The organism is Erwinia sp. HR93 (genome assembly GCF_034555055.1).
Lineage (GTDB): Bacteria > Pseudomonadota > Gammaproteobacteria > Enterobacterales > Enterobacteriaceae > Apirhabdus > Apirhabdus apintestini.
Genome location: NZ_JAXUDP010000001.1, coordinates 2,644,262 through 2,659,979 on the forward strand (window position 1 = coordinate 2,644,262; position 15,718 = coordinate 2,659,979).

The 15,718-nt window shown below is 52.8% G+C and carries 18 protein-coding genes; 10 read left to right on the forward strand and 8 right to left on the reverse strand.

The window, feature by feature from the left end; translation table 11 throughout:
• Positions 1-17 precede the first annotated feature (17 nt).
• The gene (locus SFA31_RS12425; protein ID WP_322838254.1) at positions 18-1,355 is read right to left on the reverse strand and encodes an MFS transporter; all 1,338 of its coding nucleotides are present in this window, start codon (positions 1,353-1,355) and stop codon (positions 18-20) included.
• A gap of 300 nt (positions 1,356-1,655) precedes the next feature.
• Between SFA31_RS12425 and SFA31_RS12430 the strand changes: the two genes are divergently transcribed.
• The gene (locus SFA31_RS12430) at positions 1,656-1,856 is read left to right on the forward strand and encodes a hypothetical protein (RefSeq protein WP_322838255.1); all 201 of its coding nucleotides are present in this window, start codon (positions 1,656-1,658) and stop codon (positions 1,854-1,856) included.
• 2 nt (positions 1,857-1,858) lie between these two features.
• A complete protein-coding gene (locus tag SFA31_RS12435) occupies positions 1,859-2,458 on the forward strand; it encodes an FRG domain-containing protein (protein ID WP_322838256.1) in 600 nt (199 codons plus the stop codon).
• A gap of 239 nt (positions 2,459-2,697) precedes the next feature.
• Here the strand turns inward: SFA31_RS12435 and SFA31_RS12440 are convergent, their stop codons facing one another.
• On the reverse strand, positions 2,698-4,386 hold the full coding sequence (locus SFA31_RS12440; RefSeq protein ID WP_322838257.1) for an aspartate:alanine antiporter: 1,689 nt from the start codon (positions 4,384-4,386) through the stop codon (positions 2,698-2,700).
• Positions 4,387-4,673: 287 nt separating this feature from the next.
• Here SFA31_RS12440 and ybjM point away from each other — a divergent pair, with 287 nt between their 5' ends.
• The 6 genes from ybjM (at position 4,674) to rlmC (ending at position 9,509) form a co-directional block, all read left to right on the forward strand.
• Positions 4,674-5,069, forward strand: coding sequence for an inner membrane protein YbjM (gene ybjM / locus SFA31_RS12445; RefSeq protein ID WP_322838258.1), 396 nt, complete (start codon positions 4,674-4,676; stop codon positions 5,067-5,069).
• A 180-nt stretch (positions 5,070-5,249) separates the two neighbouring features.
• Positions 5,250-5,972 carry an oxygen-insensitive NADPH nitroreductase gene (nfsA, locus tag SFA31_RS12450; protein ID WP_322838259.1) on the forward strand — a complete coding sequence of 241 codons (723 nt, stop codon included), beginning with the start codon at positions 5,250-5,252 and terminating at the stop codon, positions 5,970-5,972.
• Positions 5,973-6,058: 86 nt separating this feature from the next.
• Positions 6,059-6,961: a 30S ribosomal protein S6--L-glutamate ligase gene (gene rimK / locus SFA31_RS12455; protein WP_322838260.1), complete on the forward strand. Its 903-nt coding sequence runs from the start codon at positions 6,059-6,061 to the stop codon at positions 6,959-6,961.
• 88 nt (positions 6,962-7,049) lie between these two features.
• Positions 7,050-7,529: a YbjN domain-containing protein gene (locus SFA31_RS12460; protein WP_322838261.1), complete on the forward strand. Its 480-nt coding sequence runs from the start codon at positions 7,050-7,052 to the stop codon at positions 7,527-7,529.
• 337 nt (positions 7,530-7,866) lie between these two features.
• Positions 7,867-8,334 (forward strand): YbjO family protein, encoded by a 468-nt coding sequence (locus SFA31_RS12465; protein ID WP_322838262.1) that lies wholly within the window; start codon positions 7,867-7,869, stop codon positions 8,332-8,334.
• A 47-nt stretch (positions 8,335-8,381) separates the two neighbouring features.
• Entirely contained in the window at positions 8,382-9,509 is a 1,128-nt protein-coding gene (gene rlmC, locus SFA31_RS12470; RefSeq protein WP_322838263.1) for a 23S rRNA (uracil(747)-C(5))-methyltransferase RlmC, read from the forward strand.
• 54 nt (positions 9,510-9,563) lie between these two features.
• On the opposite strand, the gene artJ (SFA31_RS12475) is transcribed toward rlmC, so the two are convergent.
• The 6 genes from artJ (SFA31_RS12475) to SFA31_RS12500 form a co-directional block, all read right to left on the reverse strand.
• Positions 9,564-10,295, reverse strand: coding sequence for an arginine ABC transporter substrate-binding protein (gene artJ / locus SFA31_RS12475; RefSeq protein ID WP_322838264.1), 732 nt, complete (start codon positions 10,293-10,295; stop codon positions 9,564-9,566).
• Between the two features lie 434 nt (positions 10,296-10,729).
• On the reverse strand, positions 10,730-11,395 hold the full coding sequence (gene artM / locus SFA31_RS12480) for an arginine ABC transporter permease ArtM (protein ID WP_322838265.1): 666 nt from the start codon (positions 11,393-11,395) through the stop codon (positions 10,730-10,732).
• Positions 11,395-12,111 (reverse strand): arginine ABC transporter permease ArtQ, encoded by a 717-nt coding sequence (artQ, locus tag SFA31_RS12485; protein ID WP_322838266.1) that lies wholly within the window; start codon positions 12,109-12,111, stop codon positions 11,395-11,397. Before artQ ends, artM begins: the two co-directional genes overlap by 1 nt.
• 7 nt (positions 12,112-12,118) lie before the next feature.
• Positions 12,119-12,850 carry an arginine ABC transporter substrate-binding protein gene (gene artJ, locus SFA31_RS12490; protein WP_322838267.1) on the reverse strand — a complete coding sequence of 244 codons (732 nt, stop codon included), beginning with the start codon at positions 12,848-12,850 and terminating at the stop codon, positions 12,119-12,121.
• Positions 12,851-12,870: 20 nt separating this feature from the next.
• Complete coding sequence (gene artP, locus SFA31_RS12495) at positions 12,871-13,599, reverse strand: arginine ABC transporter ATP-binding protein ArtP (RefSeq protein WP_322838268.1); 729 nt, start codon at positions 13,597-13,599, stop codon at positions 12,871-12,873.
• A gap of 189 nt (positions 13,600-13,788) precedes the next feature.
• Positions 13,789-14,298: a lipoprotein gene (locus SFA31_RS12500; RefSeq protein WP_322838269.1), complete on the reverse strand. Its 510-nt coding sequence runs from the start codon at positions 14,296-14,298 to the stop codon at positions 13,789-13,791.
• Between the two features lie 124 nt (positions 14,299-14,422).
• Here SFA31_RS12500 and SFA31_RS12505 point away from each other — a divergent pair, with 124 nt between their 5' ends.
• Entirely contained in the window at positions 14,423-14,743 is a 321-nt protein-coding gene (locus SFA31_RS12505; RefSeq protein WP_322838270.1) for a heavy metal-binding domain-containing protein, read from the forward strand.
• Between the two features lie 14 nt (positions 14,744-14,757).
• Positions 14,758-15,582, forward strand: coding sequence for an N-acetylmuramoyl-L-alanine amidase (locus SFA31_RS12510; protein WP_322838271.1), 825 nt, complete (start codon positions 14,758-14,760; stop codon positions 15,580-15,582).
• Positions 15,583-15,718 lie beyond the last annotated feature (136 nt).

Here is a 15,718-nt window from a genome sequence, read left to right on the forward strand (position 1 = left end):
CTGCCAGCGTTAAATTTTTATACGGCCTCTGGCGGCGGTTTAGCCACGGCGGGGGCGACCAGCGCCGCGAGTACAACCAGCGTAAGAACTACCATCATGGCGCTGCGCAGGCCGTACCGATCCCCCAGAAAACCGAGTAGCGGTGGCCCAACCAGAAAGGCGATATAGCCAGTTGTGGCCACTACGCTAACGCGCCCGGGCGCATCCGGCCCGGTATCGCTGGCGGCAGAAAGCGTTAGCGGGAAGCCGAGTGAGGCACCGAGTCCCCAAAAAATGACCGCCATTCCGGCAACAAAAGCGCTATCAACAAAAACCACCAGCGCAATGCCGATAGCGCCAAGTAGCGCGCTGGCACGCACTACGTGCACCCGGCTGTATCTGTCGATAAACCAACCGCCGCCAAAACGCCCCAGCGTCATGCCAAGCGTGAAGCCTGCATAAATTAGCGAGCCGGAAGAGGGGCTAAAGCCGTGCCCGTCAACCATCAGCAGCGATAGCCAGTCGTTGGCCGATCCTTCGGCAAACGCCATGGCCAGCACGATAAAACCGATCAGCAATAACTTACCGTCTTTCCAGAAAGGAGGATGGGGTTGATGGAGCGAGTGCGAGGCTGCCGCTTCTGAGCGCTGCCCCGTTCCGCCCGGGATTGCCCGAATAGCGATTAGGGCTGGGATCACGGTAACCAGCGCCGCGGCGAGCAAATGAATATCTGCATTAACGCCCGCGCGCGTTAGCGCCATGCCGATGCCTGCGCCGACCAGCGTGCCGAGGCTATAAAAACCGTGCATCATGGGGAGTAATGTTTTGTGGCGCAGGCGCTCGACTACGGCGCCCTCGACATTAATAGCAACTTCGGCGCCGCCCATGCCGCCGCCGAGGCCGGCCAGGCCCAGTGCGAACAGGCCAGCAGAAGCGTGCCAGAGCGCGAAGCTCATTAACAACATACCGGCGACCACCAGCATGCTTCCGGCATAGATAACCGGGCGAGTGCTAAAACGCTTAACCAGCCAGCCGGACAGCAAAATGCCGCCCATTGAACCGACAGACAGCCCAAACAATACAACGCCCATTTCGGCAATAGAAACCTGCAGGATATCGCGAATAGTGGGCGTTCGCGTTGCCCAGGACGCCATCAGTAGCCCTGGCAGGAAAAAGAAAGCGCATAGCGCCCATGTGCGGTACAGCAAAGCCTTACGTGGCGAAACAGCAGTCATAACAATCCGGAATATGCGCGAAAAAAGAATGGCAACACTACCAGGCGCGAAGCCGTTTGTACACCCGGTAGAGCGGTGTCTGAAGGGATGTGCGTATATCCGTGCGGTTAATTCAACGAAGAGGGAATAAAATGCACTCACGGCAACGTTCCATGCCCGGCGCTGGCAGGCGGCCCCGGCGTACAGCAACTTCGCAGATTCGGTGCAGGCTCACGGCCTCTAACCATCGCAAAACGGAGATTGATTGCCGCTCGGGTAGTCGGCGTTTTATCTAAAGCTACTGTTCTGTATTTTTAACCTCACCTGGCGGACTGTGTTTTTTGACGAGGCTGTTAGCTTCGTGGCGAAAGATAAATGCTGTCTTGCTACTACCTGTTATATTCTAAGTATCTGAATTCGGAGCGCTTGCTCCACCAAGGGCAAAGGGAGTGATTGATATCAGTGAAGATATTTGAAACCGATTTATTCGGCTTTGTAGTAGCACCAGATGAGTTTTGGCAAATTATCGAACTTGCTTCAATGGGGGAATGCGAAACAAAAAATATCTACCTATGGAGAGGACAGGGCAATATAGCTTGGCCAATTCATAGTTCGGCTTATAGACGATTAAAGAAAGACAAAACCTCCCCCCTACAGAAGTGACTATGCGTGATTATGAGAGGGAACTTCTACTTAACGCTAAACACCAAGGCTACCACTACGAAAATGGACGTACGCTCGCTGACTTTGAACTTTTGGCAAAGCTACAACATCATGGCGCAGCAACGCGGCTAGTGGACTTTTCAAGGAACATGCTTATAGCTCTATGGTTTGCTTGTAACTCCGAGAGTGATAAAACAGGCTTGTTGTTAGGTATGTACTGGGCAGGAGTCAGGGGTTTTGAAGGAAGGCCTGAACTTCGTACTTATAATGAACTATTTGGCTCAGGAGATCCCAATGCCGATGACGAGTTGGAGAATTTCCCTAGACTCTGGCAGCCGCCAGTCTTGACCAGGAGGATCGCAGCGCAGAGTGCACAATTCCTCTATAGCAGAGTCGCAGATGAACGAACTGGCAGCTTGATTTTATGTGAGAGTCCAAATCATCTCAACATGATTGCCATCACGCCTGAATTGAAAAAGGAATGTCTAGTCTTGCTGGAGAATGTGTTTGATATTAGGCAATTTACACTTTTTCCTGATATTGATGGTTTTTGTTATGCCAACAGCGTTAGTTTTGAAAGTCATAGTAACGAAAGATGGTAGCTAAGTGTCTGGTCTTCCAGCATATTTCCATTGTCGCTATCTAAGGGACAAAGGCTACGTAACGGTCCGATTAAGGGAGTAATAAATTTCAGGCAATAAAAAACCCATCAATCTTGAACCGAAACGGCGTGATTGATGGGCTCCACAAATTGGGGACATCAAAGAAAAGCAGTGGCATTCTTTAGGACTGTGCCCGGATAAGAAAGTTCATTGTTTTTTTAAAGCGATTGAATTAGCGGTTACCAGTGCACGCCCGGCCAGATGATCACGGTGAGCGTTCCCGCGAGCGTGAGTAACACGTTAGCAATCGCGTAAGTCCCCGCGTAGCCTAACGCCGGAATGTTACTGCGTGAGGCGTCGCTTATGATTTCCATGGCGGGTGCGCAGGTGCGTGCGCCCATAATTGCGCCGAATAATAGCGCGCGGTTCATTTTTAGCACCCAGGCGCCAAACAAAAAACTGAGCGCGACGGGAAGCAGGCTGACCACAATACCGGAAAGCAGCATTTGCCAGCCGATATTACCCAAACCGTGGCCGATGCCGACGCCGGCGCTTAGCCCTACGCCCGCCATAAACACCATTAGCCCGAATTCCTTTACCATGGTCAGAGCGCCCTGCGGGATGTAGCCGAATGTAGGATGGTTTGCGCGCAGAAAGCCCAGCATGATGCCGGCGAACAGCAGCCCGGCGGCGTTGCCGATGCTGAAACTGAAGGAGCTAAACTGGAAGGTGATCATCCCTATCATCAAACCAACGATAAAAAAGGCGCAAAACGCCAGTAGATCGGTGACCTGGCTGTGAATCGAGATAAATCCGATGCGATCGGCGACGGATTTAACGCGTCGCGCATCGCCGCTAACCTGCAGTACGTCGCCTTTGTTAAGGACAATATTGTCATCAATCGGCATTTCAATTTGGCTTCGGATCACGCGGTTTAAAAAACAGCCGTGATCGGTGAGCTTGAGCTGCGTCAGGCGGCGGCCCACGGCATTGTGGTTTTTCACCACGATTTCTTCGGTGACGATGCGCATATCCAGCAGGTCACGATCGAAGACCTCTTTACCGTTGCGAAAGCTGGGGTCGAGGCGCGCGTGAGCGTCGGGATAACCGACCAGCGCGATTTCATCGCCCATCTGGAGGACCGCGTCACCGTCCGGCGTTGCCAGGATACCATTGCGCCTGATGCGCTCTATATAGCAGCCGGTCTGGCGATAAATGCCCAGCTCGCGCAGATTTTTACCGTCAGCCCAGGCGACCAGTTCAGGCCCAACGCGGTAGGCGCGGATCACCGGGAGAAATACTTTGCGGGTGCTATCGGTATCCAGCCCGCGCTCACGAGCAATTTGCTGGGCGCTGGTTTGTAAGTCCTGATGCTGCAGGCGCGGCATGTAGCGCGCGGCGATAATCAGGCTGACCAGGCCTATCAGGTAGGTCAGCGCATAGCCGAGACTCAGCGTATCCAGCGCACGATCGAGTTCCGGTTGCGCCAGCCCGGTATGACGCAGCGTATCGCCGGCGGCCACCAGTACCGGCGTGGAGGTCATTGCCCCGGCCAGCATGCCCGACGTCAGGCCGATACCCCAGCCAAAAACTTTACCAAAAATGAGCGCCAGCGCCAGCGCGCTACTGACCATAATGAGCGCCAGCATAAAATAATTTTTGCCGTCTCGGAAAAAAATAGAAAAAAAGTTAGGACCCGCCTCTACGCCGACACAGAAAATAAACAGCATAAAACCCAGGTTCAGCGCATCGGTATTCATCGTGAAATGCTGCTGACCTAATAATAAGGAAACCACTAAAACACCAATAGAATTACCCAGTTGTACTGAGCCAAGTCGTAATTTCCCAAGGCATAATCCTAGAGCAAGTACAACAAATAATAACAGGATGTCATTCCCGTTTAACAAATCTGCGACGTTTATATTCACGAAGGATAACTTTTTGTTTACTAGTAAATGATTGAAAAGGATGGTTTTATGCGTTACTGTCCGAACAGAAAGACAGCGTTCAGGGTAATTCTACCGCATTAAAAAAAGATTACCCACAATACTGCTATTCCAACCGCCAGTTTAATCATATTGATAAACAACGACCAGCGAGAATAGCCGGTAAATTCTACGTCGTTTTAACCGTTAGTACCCTTACGCATATCTGACAAAAGCCCGTTGAGTGGGTGTATTTGCGCGGGCGGTACTTATGTCGGGAGGGAGTGCTGGTGATACATCGGCGGTTATGTAGCGGAGTTGCCTGCTGTTTTATACTTTTTATTGCCGTTTTCCTTTTGCTTAAATCACCGTTTGTTAGCGAGCCTGTGCAGGGCAATGAGGCTGAACCCGGGCTGCTTTGGTTTATGCTGCCGGGGATGATTGCGGGGCTGTTAACTCGTCGCGGGCAGGTAACGCGTTCGCTCGCAGGCGCATTTATGGCCCTGCCCGTATGCTTTCTGGTTGCCCAGCTTCACCTTCTTCCTGCGCGCCCCCTGTTTCAGGAGTTGGCCTGGCTGTGCAGTGCGGTATTTTGGTGCTCCGTTGGTGCTTTACTGGTTCCATTTATACGCGCGATGCGCCGCCACGTTCGCCGCTGCCGTCGTCATCGCACCCGCTTTGGCTAAATCAATATGCGGTTTCCTGAGATATACTCGCCGGTTGGTGACAGACGCTGGGTCGGAATAGGGCTGATTTACAGGCTCCGGGCGGCTTAATCTATCAACGCCGGGCGATAGTATTCCGGCCTCTGTCACATTCATTACTTTGGCGAGAGAACGCCTGGTTTGTGATTAAGGAAACTGAAGATGACGCCGACTATTGATCTCTTATGCGCCCACCGATCTATTCGCCATTTTACCGAGCGCTCGGTTAGCGAAGCGCAGCGTACCGCAATTCTCAACGCAGCCCGGGCAACCTCAAGTTCGAGCTTTTTACAATGCAGTGCGATTGTTCGTATTACTGAACAAGCGAAGCGCGAAGCGCTGGTCACGCTGTCCGGTGGGCAGCAACACGTCGCTAAGGCACCGGAGTTCTGGGTGTTCTGCGCCGATTTTAATCGGCATTTTCACATTTGCCCCGATGCGCAATTGGGATGGACGGAGCAGCTGCTTCTGGGCGCGGTTGATACGGCGATGATGGGGCAAAACGCGCTTACTGCCGCTGAGTCGCTGGGAATGGGGGGCGTTTATATCGGTGGTATCCGCAATCACATAGAAGAAGTGACAGCGCTCCTGGCGTTGCCGAAATATGTATTGCCGCTGTTTGGTTTGTGCCTCGGCTGGCCCGCTGAAACACCTGATTTAAAGCCGCGTTTACCGATGGATATCGTGTTGCATGAAAATCGCTATCGCCCGCTCGAAGACGAAGCGCTGGCGCGCTATGACGCGCAAATGGAAGATTATTACCTGACGCGCGACACCCACACGCGGCGCGATACCTGGAGCGCTCATATTCGCCGTACACTGATAAAAGAGAGCCGGCCATTTATTCTCGATTACCTGCATAAACAAGGGTGGGCGACCCGTTAAAATCCGTATCGCATATCTCGTTCTGCGGCTGCGGCGATGCTATGATGCGCGCCTTGCTGATTGCTCTGTCTATTACGAGGTGTAGGATGAGAATCGCGATTTTATCCCGGGATGCCTCGCTCTGGTCCTGCCGGCGCCTGCGCGAAGCTGCCATCCAGCGCGGCCATTTAGTGGATATTGTCGATCCGCTAACCTGCTATATGAATATTAATCCGGCATCCCCATCTGTTCATGATAAAGGGCGCAGGTTACCCCATTATGATGCGGTTATTCCGCGCATCGGTTCGGCTATCACCTTTTATGGAACCGCCGTACTGCGTCAGTTCGAGATGTTAGGCAGCTGGCCGCTGAATGAATCGGTTGCGATTACGCGCGCGCGGGATAAACTGCGGTCGCTGCAGCTTTTGGCGCGCCAGGGAATCGACTTACCGATTACCGGATTTGCCCATTCGCCGGGAGATACCAGCGATTTAATCGATATGGTCGGCGGCGCGCCGCTGGTGGTGAAGCTGGTAGAAGGAACTCAGGGGATTGGCGTTGTTTTAGCAGAGACGCGCCAGGCGGCGGAAAGCGTCATCGATGCGTTTCGCGGTTTAAAAGCGCATATTCTGGTGCAGGAGTATATAAAAGAAGCCAAAGGTCGCGATATTCGCTGCCTGGTTATCGGCGATCGCGTGGTTGCGGCTATTGAACGCCAGGCTAAAGAGGGGGATTTTCGCTCCAACCTGCATCGCGGCGGCATGGCCCGTAACGTCACGATAACCCCGCGCGAGCGCGAAGTTGCTCTTAAAGCCGTTGAAACCCTGGGGCTTGAGGTCGCGGGCGTGGATATTCTGCGATCGCAGCGCGGGCCGCTGGTGATGGAAGTGAATGCCTCGCCGGGGCTTGAGGGCGTCGAAACGACCAGCGGTATTGATATTGCCGGGCAAATGATACGTTGGATAGAGCAGCATGCCAGACCGGGCTTTTGTCTGAAAACCGGCGGCTAAAATGATTTCCGTTCATCAACATGGTGCGCAGCATGCTTTTTGCGTAAGCTATGCGCTTTATAAAATTGTTTAAGAGGCATCGCTCTTTATGGATTCACTCGTCGTCCCTTCGCTGGATACGCTGCGCCGCTGGCTGGATGAGCTGAGCGTCAGCTTTTTTGAGTGCGACACGTGTCAGGCATTACATTTACCCCATATGCAGGATTTTAACGGGGTATTTGATGCGAAGATCGATTTAGTGGACAACATACTGCTTTTCTCCGCGCTGGCGGAAGTTAAACCTTCCGCGCTACTGGCACTGGGAGCTGATTTGTCCGCGATTAACGCCAGTTCATTGACCGTTAAAGCGTTTATCGATATTCAGGACGATAATCTGCCGAAGCTGGTGGTATGCCAGTCGCTTTCCGCCTGTGTGGGGATAACGCCCAGTCAGTTTGCCTGGTTCCTGCGTCAAAGCGAAGAGCAGGTATCGATGGTTATTCTGGAAGCGCAGGCGCAGGATCTGCTCTATACCCCGGAATGTGAAGATCGCAGCGATAACATCTCTCAGGCGACGACGCTGCATTAACATATTGCGGCGTGCGGGTCGAAACGCACGCCGCTGATTGCCTGCGCGCCATAGATGGCGCATCGATTCTCTTCTCCCGCCTGCTTGTTTTGAGCGTATAAATCCCACGGGCGTCAGCGCCAGAAGCGAGGTCAGCGCTCCGCTATTCGTTCTGCTGTTGCCATTTTACCGGCGGTATTAACGTCGGAAGCTGCGCGATATAACCGCTTCCTGACAGGGTAGCCCTCCTGCAAAAACTGAATAGCGCCCGTACCTGGTTGAATAAGATGAAATCTGCCATCATAAAGGGCGAAAGCCGCACGGCCAGGCGGCAGGTATTCAGGGATTTTAACAGGATATGCAAAGTGGACATGATATCTCTCACGCACGGTTGAATGCGCCGACGCTGGTACTTATTGCTGCCACGGCGATTGTAGCGATACGCTGCCTCGATCTGTTACTGCTTTTTAATCTGCTGGGGATGCGCGGCATAGTGGATTTTTTGCACCGCAGCGCGCAAACCTGGACACTGACATTCATCTTTTTTATCAGCCTGGCGCTGCTGTTTATTGAATTCCGCTGTGCTTTTGCTATCGTGCGCGGTCGCAACTGGGGACGCTGGCTGTATCTGTGCATACAGATAGCGATAACGGGCTATTTATGGCTGGCTTCGCTCGGCTGGGGATATCCGGAACTTTTTAGTATCGCCGGCGATACTAAGCGGGACATTCTGCGCTCTTTATTTTTGCAAAAGTTACCGGATGCGCTGGTGCTGTGCCTGCTATTCATACCGCCTAAAAGTCGCCGCTATTTTCGAGTGCGTTAATGGCCTGGAGTGATACAATCAGCGCGTTTTTTTCTTAAGGTTTTTGTATGCAATGCGCACTTTATAACGCTGGCCGCTGTCAGTCCTGCCAATGGATAACGCTCTGTGAAACACAGCAAATCGAAGCCAAAATGGCCGGCCTGCGCGAACTTTTTAGCGGTTTGGCTGTAGATGAGTGGCAGGAACCCTATACTGGCGCGGCGCAGGCGTTTCGTAATAAAGCGAAAATGGTTGTCAGCGGCAGCGTTGAGCGCCCGGTGCTGGGGATGCTACAGCGTGACGGAACGCCGGTGGATTTGTGCGCGTGTCCGCTTTATCCCTCAACGTTTGCGCCGGTATTTTCAGTTCTTAAGCCGTTTATCGCGCGCGCCGGGCTTACGCCGTATCACATTGAGCGTCGGCGCGGTGAGCTTAAATATATCCTGCTGACGGAAAGCCGTTCCAGCGGCAATATGATGCTGCGCTTTGTGTTACGCAGTGAGAGAAAATTGCCGCAGTTGCGCGCGGCACTGCCATGGCTACAGGCACAGCTACCCCAGCTAAGCTGTATTTCCGCTAATATTCAACCGATACCCATGGCAATTATTGAAGGCGAGCAGGAAATTCCACTGACGGAAAACCAAACTCTCGAAGAGCGCCTTAATGATGTACCGCTATGGCTGCGCCCGCGTAGTTTTTTTCAAACCAACCCGCAGGTCGCTGCGGGGCTGTATGCCACGGCCCGTGCCTGGGTCCAGGAATTACCGGTACAGCACATGTGGGATTTATTCTGCGGGGTTGGCGGTTTTGGGCTGCACTGCGCGACGCGGGAAATGCATCTGACGGGTATTGAAATATCGGCCCAGGCCATCGCCTGCGCGCGGCGTTCCGCTGAGGCGCTCGGGCTTGAGCGGCTGGCGTTTCAGGCTCTGGATTCCACGGATTTTGCGCTGGCGCAGCGGGAAGTCCCTGATTTAGTTCTGGTTAACCCGCCACGGCGCGGCATTGGTAGCTCCCTGTGTGAATATTTGGCGCGCATGGCGCCGCGATATATTATTTATTCAAGCTGTAACGCTCAGACGATGGCGGTTGATATTCGCAGCCTTCCAGGATGGCGCATTCTGCGAATGCGCCTGTTCGATATGTTCCCGCATACGGCGCATTATGAAACGCTGGCGCTGCTAGAGAGAGAATAGGCGCCTGTAGATATGCGCATCTGTTAATGCCCTGGATTATTTTGGGAAAGGCGTTTATTGCGAAAACCAGGCGGCGCTGATTTTCTGATAGGTCCCATCTTTTTTGATTTCGACAAGCGCGGCGTTCAGCTTATTGAGTAGCGCTGTATTTCCTGGCCGAACGGCAATGCCCAGCCCGGTGCCAAAATATTCGGGATCGGTGACCTTTTCCGTTGCCGGGCCAAGCTGTGGATTGGTTTTCAGCCACTCGCTGACTACGGCGCTATCGCCAAAAACGCCGTCCAGGCGCCCATTCTTCAGGTCGATAATGGCGTTTTGATAGCTGTCGTAGGCGATAGTTTTCACTTCCGGATGTTTATCCTGCAGATATTTCTGGTGCGTAGTTCCGTTTTCCATCCCGATGCGTTTCCCTTTTAGGGCGCTAAAGTCGCTAAAGGCACCTTTTTTAGCGATAACCAGCGCTGAATTGGCGAAGTAGGGGCTGGTAAACGTCACCTGTTTACTGCGCTCTGGCGTGATATCCAAACCCGAAATAACTGCGTCAAATTTGCGGAATTTAAGCGCTGGTATCAGGCTGTCAAACGCCTGATTGGTAAATGTGCACTCCGCCTGCATCTGTTTACATAAAGCTTTAGCTACATCGATATCAAAACCCACAATCTGGTTATTCGCACTCATGGATTCAAATGGAGGATAGGTGGCTGAAGAGGCAAATCGAATCTTTTCGCCCGCGCTGGCGTTATAGGCGATTGTGGCCAGGGTCACAGCTAAAAGTAACTTTTTCATCAGAGCTCCCGTCGTCATTCTTTTTTTATACCGTTTATGGCGTAAGAATTACCATGCCATTTATTGAATATTTAATCAATAAAAAAGCATAAATAAACATTTTTCCACTTTTAACTTAAACGGTAAATCGGTTTTAGAGCCGGGATGAAATGATTCAGGGCAGAGAAAAGAGAAAGAAAAGCGCCGCTTTTAGCCATTTTTATTAGTGATTTGATGAGGTATAAGTCTCAGAGGCCTTGCAGTGGATAAGCGGCTGGAAACGAATTAATCATCGGTATCGACAGGTTTGCAAATAATAAGGAAAGCGTTGGGTGGTTAAATGCGCTTACTCACTATGTGCGTCAGATGGCCTGTGGCAAAGAGAGTCAGTTTGTTTGCAAAGACAGGCAAAACGGGCCGAATGGCCCGTTGGTAATAACGATAGTGCCGCCAGGCTAACGTTGCTCAAACGCCAGCGCGCGTCGTTCAATTAGGCGCATCATTAAGGTAAGTAATCCGTTTACTACCAAATAGATGACGCCGGCTGCGCCGAACACCATCACATCGTAAGTGCGTCCGTACAACAACTGTCCGTAGCCCATGACTTCCATCAGCGTAATGGTGTAAGCGAGGGACGTACTTTTGAATACCAGAACCACTTCATTTGAATACGATGAGAGTGCACGTTTAAAAGCGTAGGGCAATAAAATAGCCAGCGTACTTTTACGGCTCATACCAAGCGCCTGACAAGACTGCCATTGGCCGTCCGGGATAGCGCGTATCGCTCCGTAAAAAAGCTGGGTGGTATAGGCCGCACTGTTCAACGACAGCGCGATGAGCGCACAGAGCCAGGGCTCAGAAAGCAGGTGCCATAGCCAGGGAATTGCCTGCAAAGAGGGAAACTGCCCGGGACCATAGTAGATAAGGAATATTTGCACCAGCAGCGGCGTACCGGTAAATAAGGTTATCCAGATGCGTACAAGAAAGGCAAGTATGGGCGTTTTAAGCGTCAGGATAACCGTAAATAAGAGCGCCAGAATCAAAGCTACAATCAGCGAAGCGAGCGTCAACGTCAGACTGGTATGTAACCCCTTCAGCAATTCCGGGAAATAATCCATCATCAGCTCGCCCTCCGTTCAAAGCGCGTCGCCCGGCGGTCAATTAGCGTCAGCAAAAGCTGGCTAAGCAGGGTGATAACCAGATAAATAGCGGCGGCAATAAGGTACCAGGTAAAGGGTTCCTGCGTGCGAGTTGCGATGCTGCGGGTTTGCAGCATTAAATCGTTGACGCTAATCAGGGATACCAGCGCCGTATCTTTTAACAGCACCAGCCATTGATTACCTAAACCGGGCAGCGCGTGGCGCCACATTTGCGGCATCACCAGGCGAAAAAAGGTAGCGCTTTTACTGAGGCCGAGCGCCTGACCCGCTTCACGCTGCCCGTGTGGCACGGCTTTCAGCGCGCCGCGCAGCGTTTGCGACGCATAAGCGGCATAAAGCAGCGCCAGAGCCAGCGCCCCGCAAAAAAACGGGCTAACGTCAAAGTTTTCAATATCCAGTTGAACCGGAATTTGAGTCAAACCCAGATGCAGCGTAAACCCATCGGCAAGCATCAGTAAAAGCTGCGAAGCGCCGAAATAGATAAACAGAACAACCAGAATTTCTGGCAACCCGCGCAGCAGCGTGACCAGCCCGGAGCCAAGCCAGGCAATGGGGCGCCATTTCGCTGATTCCCAGACCGCAAAACACATTGCCAGCGCCAGACCGACGACCAGCGCGCAAACGGCAAGGCCGACGGTCATTCCGGCGGCGCTGGCGAGGGGGAAAATTTCGTTCATTGGTTAATTACTTCTGAAACCATTTGCTGTAGATGGTTTCATACGTTCCATCCTTCTTCACTTTCTCCAGCGCGCTGTTAAGCTGCTGCTGCAGGTCAGTATTACCTTTACGCACCGCGATACCCAGACCGGTGCCGAAGTAACTCTTATCGGTAACTTTATCGCCAATGGCGGACAGTTTTGGATTGTTTTTCAGCCACTCGGTGACCACCGCGGTATCGCCAAAGACGGCGTCGATACGCCCGTTTTGCAGATCTAGGCGCGCGTTCTGATAGCTGTCATAAGACACGGTAGTAATTTCCGGGTGCGTATCATTAATGAACTTCTGGTGGGTGGTCCCGTTTTGCACGCCGACCTTTTTACCTTTCAACTGGCTGATTTCAGCGTACTTGCCTTTCACGCCAATAAACAGCGCGGAGTTGTTATAGTACGGCGCGCTAAACAGTACCTGTTTTTCCCGCTCGGGCGTGATGTCCATGCCTGCCATTACGGCGTCTGTACGGCGAAATTTCAGGCTGGGGATCAGGCTATCAAAAGCCTGATTTGAAAATGTGCAGGTCGCGTTCATTTCTTTACACAGCGCGTTGGCTAAATCGACATCAAAGCCAACGATATGATTATTCGCATCCATCGATTCGAACGGAGGGTAGGACGCCTCGGTCGCAAAACGCAGCGTCTGCGCCGCGCTGGCGGACAGGCTGATGCTGGCGAAAAGCGCGGCAAGAATTACTTTTTTCATTGTCATATACCCCGGCTTAATTAATGTGAAAGATACGATTTAAATGCGTCAGTCTTCGGCTGTGAGAAACAGCCAGCATCGCCCTGCTCGACAATGCGCCCATTTTCCATGTAAATCACGCGGCTTGCGGTTTTGCGCGCCACTTCCACTTCATGTGTGACGATAACCTGCGTAATGTGAGTGTCTGCCAGCTCCCGAATAATGCTAACAATTTGCGCGGTAATTTCCGGGTCCAGCGCGGCAGTCGGCTCATCAAACAGCAGCACCTGAGGTTCCATCATTAGCGCCCGCGCGATGGCAACACGCTGCTGCTGGCCGCCGGAGAGATGCAGCGGATAGCGATCGGCGTAGGGGGTAAGGCGTAAACGCTCAAGTAATTTGACGGCGCGATCGCGCGCGGCGTCTTTACTCAGCCCCAGTACGCGGCAGGGTGCTTCAATCAGATTTTGCATTACGGTGAGATGCGGCCACAGGTTGTATTGCTGAAACACCATGCCGACATTTTGACGCAGTTCGCGGATGGCTTTATCGCCCGGCGTTTTAGTGAAGTCAAAATGGTTACCGGCGATGTTCAGCGTTCCTGAGCGCGGCATTTCCAGCAGGTTTAACACGCGCAGCAGGGAGCTTTTCCCCGCGCCGCTCGGCCCGAGCAGCACCAGCGTTTCTCCCTGAGGGCAATTGAGCGTAATGTCAAACAGCGCCTGATGTGCGCCGTAAAAGCAATTAATGCCGTCTAATTGAATACTCATGCGAAGCCATTAGATAACGTTTGAAGGGGCAAATGGTACTCCCGGCGGAATAATTATGCAATATAAGTGCGTTAAAATTGAAAATGGGCGGTGCCGCCGGTTAAATTTAGCACAAGATATCGCCACCGGTGGGCGATAAAAAGCGCAGGTCAGGATTGAACCTGCGCGTAACACGTCACTATCGTTGAGTTAGCGCGTTGCGGCCAGCGATTCACGCAGGGTCGCTGAAGGCGTTTGGCCATCCGCGTCCAGATGGCGTATATCGTCTACCGCCCAGCAGGTTCCCTCACGGATCATGAGTACTTCATCACGCCACTGGCGATCGCCTTTTTTAAGCGTGACGCGCAGCGGGATATTACGTGCATCGGTATTCGGAATGGTTGACGCGCTGTTTACGCTTGCGCTATCGAATCCACTACTGTGGCTGTCGAACGGGATTAATTGCTGCGCCGTACTGTTACGCTTTGACTGCTCTAATTGCTGCCACAGAGCATCGCTCAGGTAAGGCCGAAGACCGGCGGTGTCCTGGCCGGTGTGGGCAAGACGATAGTCATAAAACTGCTGTGCGACGCTATCGGGGCCGCCGTTCACGCATGGGCCGTTGCGGACGCCAATATCTTTGTAGGCGGGTGTCACAGTGGTGCAGGCGCTGAGGAGTAAGGCGCATGACGCTATCAGCGTCTTGACTGAGCTTCGCATGATGATTTCCTTATGTTTCTCAGGATAACTACGCTTATAGTAGAGCGTTAGCATAGCCTGGTACAAAATAAAATGCGCTCTCGGGCGTTTGCCTGACGCATTGTTCGACAAAAAGGAGCTTAAGATGAAATTTTCTACCACCCCTACTCTGGAAGGCCATAGCATTGTGGAGTACTGCGGCGTTGTCACCGGCGAAGCGATTCTGGGCGCCAATATTTTCCGTGATTTTTTTGCCGGCATCCGCGATATCGTGGGCGGTCGCTCCGGCGCCTATGAAAAAGAGCTTCGTAAAGCGCGTGAAATAGCATTTCAGGAGCTTCAGGCGCAGGCGGAATCTCTGGGCGCGGATGCGATCGTGGGAATCGATATTGATTATGAAACCGTTGGCAAGGATAGCAGCATGTTGATGGTAAGCGTCAGCGGGACCGCAGTGAAAACCCGCTAAGGATCCGGTGTGCAATGAAAGGGATTTGGCTGTTATTAATCGTTTTTCTTGCAGGCTGCGCCACGCAGCCGGGGATCGTCGATCGCGGAACTTATCGGGTAGAAACGCGCCAGCGGGCGCCGAACGCTTTTCCGCGCGAGCGCTTCTTAGTGATTCACTATACTGCGGATGAGTTCGACGGCTCGCTGGCGATGTTAACCGGGCGCGATGTGAGCGTACATTATCTGCTTCCTGAGCGCCCGCCGGTGCAGCGCAATAAACCATTGATTTGGGCGCTGGTGCCGGAAAATCAGATAGCCTGGCATGCGGGTAAAAGCTTTTGGCGTGGAACTTCGCGCCTGAACGATACGTCCATTGGCATCGAACTGGTCAATCAGGGGTATCAGAAGGTAGGAATGGGAAAGCGCTATTATCCCTTTGAGCACGCTCAAATAGCCGCGCTTATCCCTCTTGCTCGCGATATCATTCAGCGCCACCGCATTGCGCCGCAGAATGTGGTCGCGCATGCGGATATCGCGCCGCAGCGTAAAGTCGATCCCGGCCCGCTATTTCCGTGGCACCAGCTTGCACTGGCGGGGATTGGTGCCTGGCCCGAGCCCGCACGCGTCGCATTTTATCTGAGCGGACGCGACCCCTATGCGCCGGTTAACGAAGCGGATGTGCTGGATTTACTGGCGCGTTATGGCTATGAAACGCCGCCGGATATGACGCAAACGCAGCGCCGGCGCGTTATCGCCGCCTTTCAAATGCATTTTCGCCCCGCGCGCTATGACGGCGTAGCCGATGCGCAGACGCAGGCTATCGCTGAAGCGCTGTTGGAAAAATACGGGCAAAATTAGCCCGGCAGGGGAATTTCGCTGGTTTTCATGACGGCGGCGCTGCAGTAGGCACACATTCTGGGTGATTTTTAGTCGATTCGCGCGCGGTCGGCATAAACGTGCCGAAGCGCAGAATTATTATCTGCGCTTCGGCCCA

Bases quoted from the DNA above. Each gene is read 5' to 3' on its own strand.
- nfsA (WP_322838259.1), top strand. From the start codon at position 5,250: ATGACGCCGACTATTGATCTCTTATGCGCCCACCGATCTATTCGCCAT.
- artM (WP_322838265.1), bottom strand. From the start codon at position 11,395: ATGATGGATTATTTCCCGGAATTGCTGAAGGGGTTACATACCAGTCTG.
- rlmC (WP_322838263.1), top strand. From the start codon at position 8,382: ATGCAATGCGCACTTTATAACGCTGGCCGCTGTCAGTCCTGCCAATGG.
- SFA31_RS12460 (WP_322838261.1), top strand. From the start codon at position 7,050: ATGGATTCACTCGTCGTCCCTTCGCTGGATACGCTGCGCCGCTGGCTG.
- artJ (WP_322838267.1), bottom strand. From the start codon at position 12,850: ATGAAAAAAGTAATTCTTGCCGCGCTTTTCGCCAGCATCAGCCTGTCC.
- rimK (WP_322838260.1), top strand. From the start codon at position 6,059: ATGAGAATCGCGATTTTATCCCGGGATGCCTCGCTCTGGTCCTGCCGG.
- SFA31_RS12505 (WP_322838270.1), top strand. From the start codon at position 14,423: ATGAAATTTTCTACCACCCCTACTCTGGAAGGCCATAGCATTGTGGAG.
- artP (WP_322838268.1), bottom strand. From the start codon at position 13,599: ATGAGTATTCAATTAGACGGCATTAATTGCTTTTACGGCGCACATCAG.
- SFA31_RS12435 (WP_322838256.1), top strand. From the start codon at position 1,859: ATGCGTGATTATGAGAGGGAACTTCTACTTAACGCTAAACACCAAGGC.
- artJ (WP_322838264.1), bottom strand. From the start codon at position 10,295: ATGAAAAAGTTACTTTTAGCTGTGACCCTGGCCACAATCGCCTATAAC.
- SFA31_RS12510 (WP_322838271.1), top strand. From the start codon at position 14,758: ATGAAAGGGATTTGGCTGTTATTAATCGTTTTTCTTGCAGGCTGCGCC.
- SFA31_RS12465 (WP_322838262.1), top strand. From the start codon at position 7,867: ATGCAAAGTGGACATGATATCTCTCACGCACGGTTGAATGCGCCGACG.
- SFA31_RS12500 (WP_322838269.1), bottom strand. From the start codon at position 14,298: ATGCGAAGCTCAGTCAAGACGCTGATAGCGTCATGCGCCTTACTCCTC.
- artQ (WP_322838266.1), bottom strand. From the start codon at position 12,111: ATGAACGAAATTTTCCCCCTCGCCAGCGCCGCCGGAATGACCGTCGGC.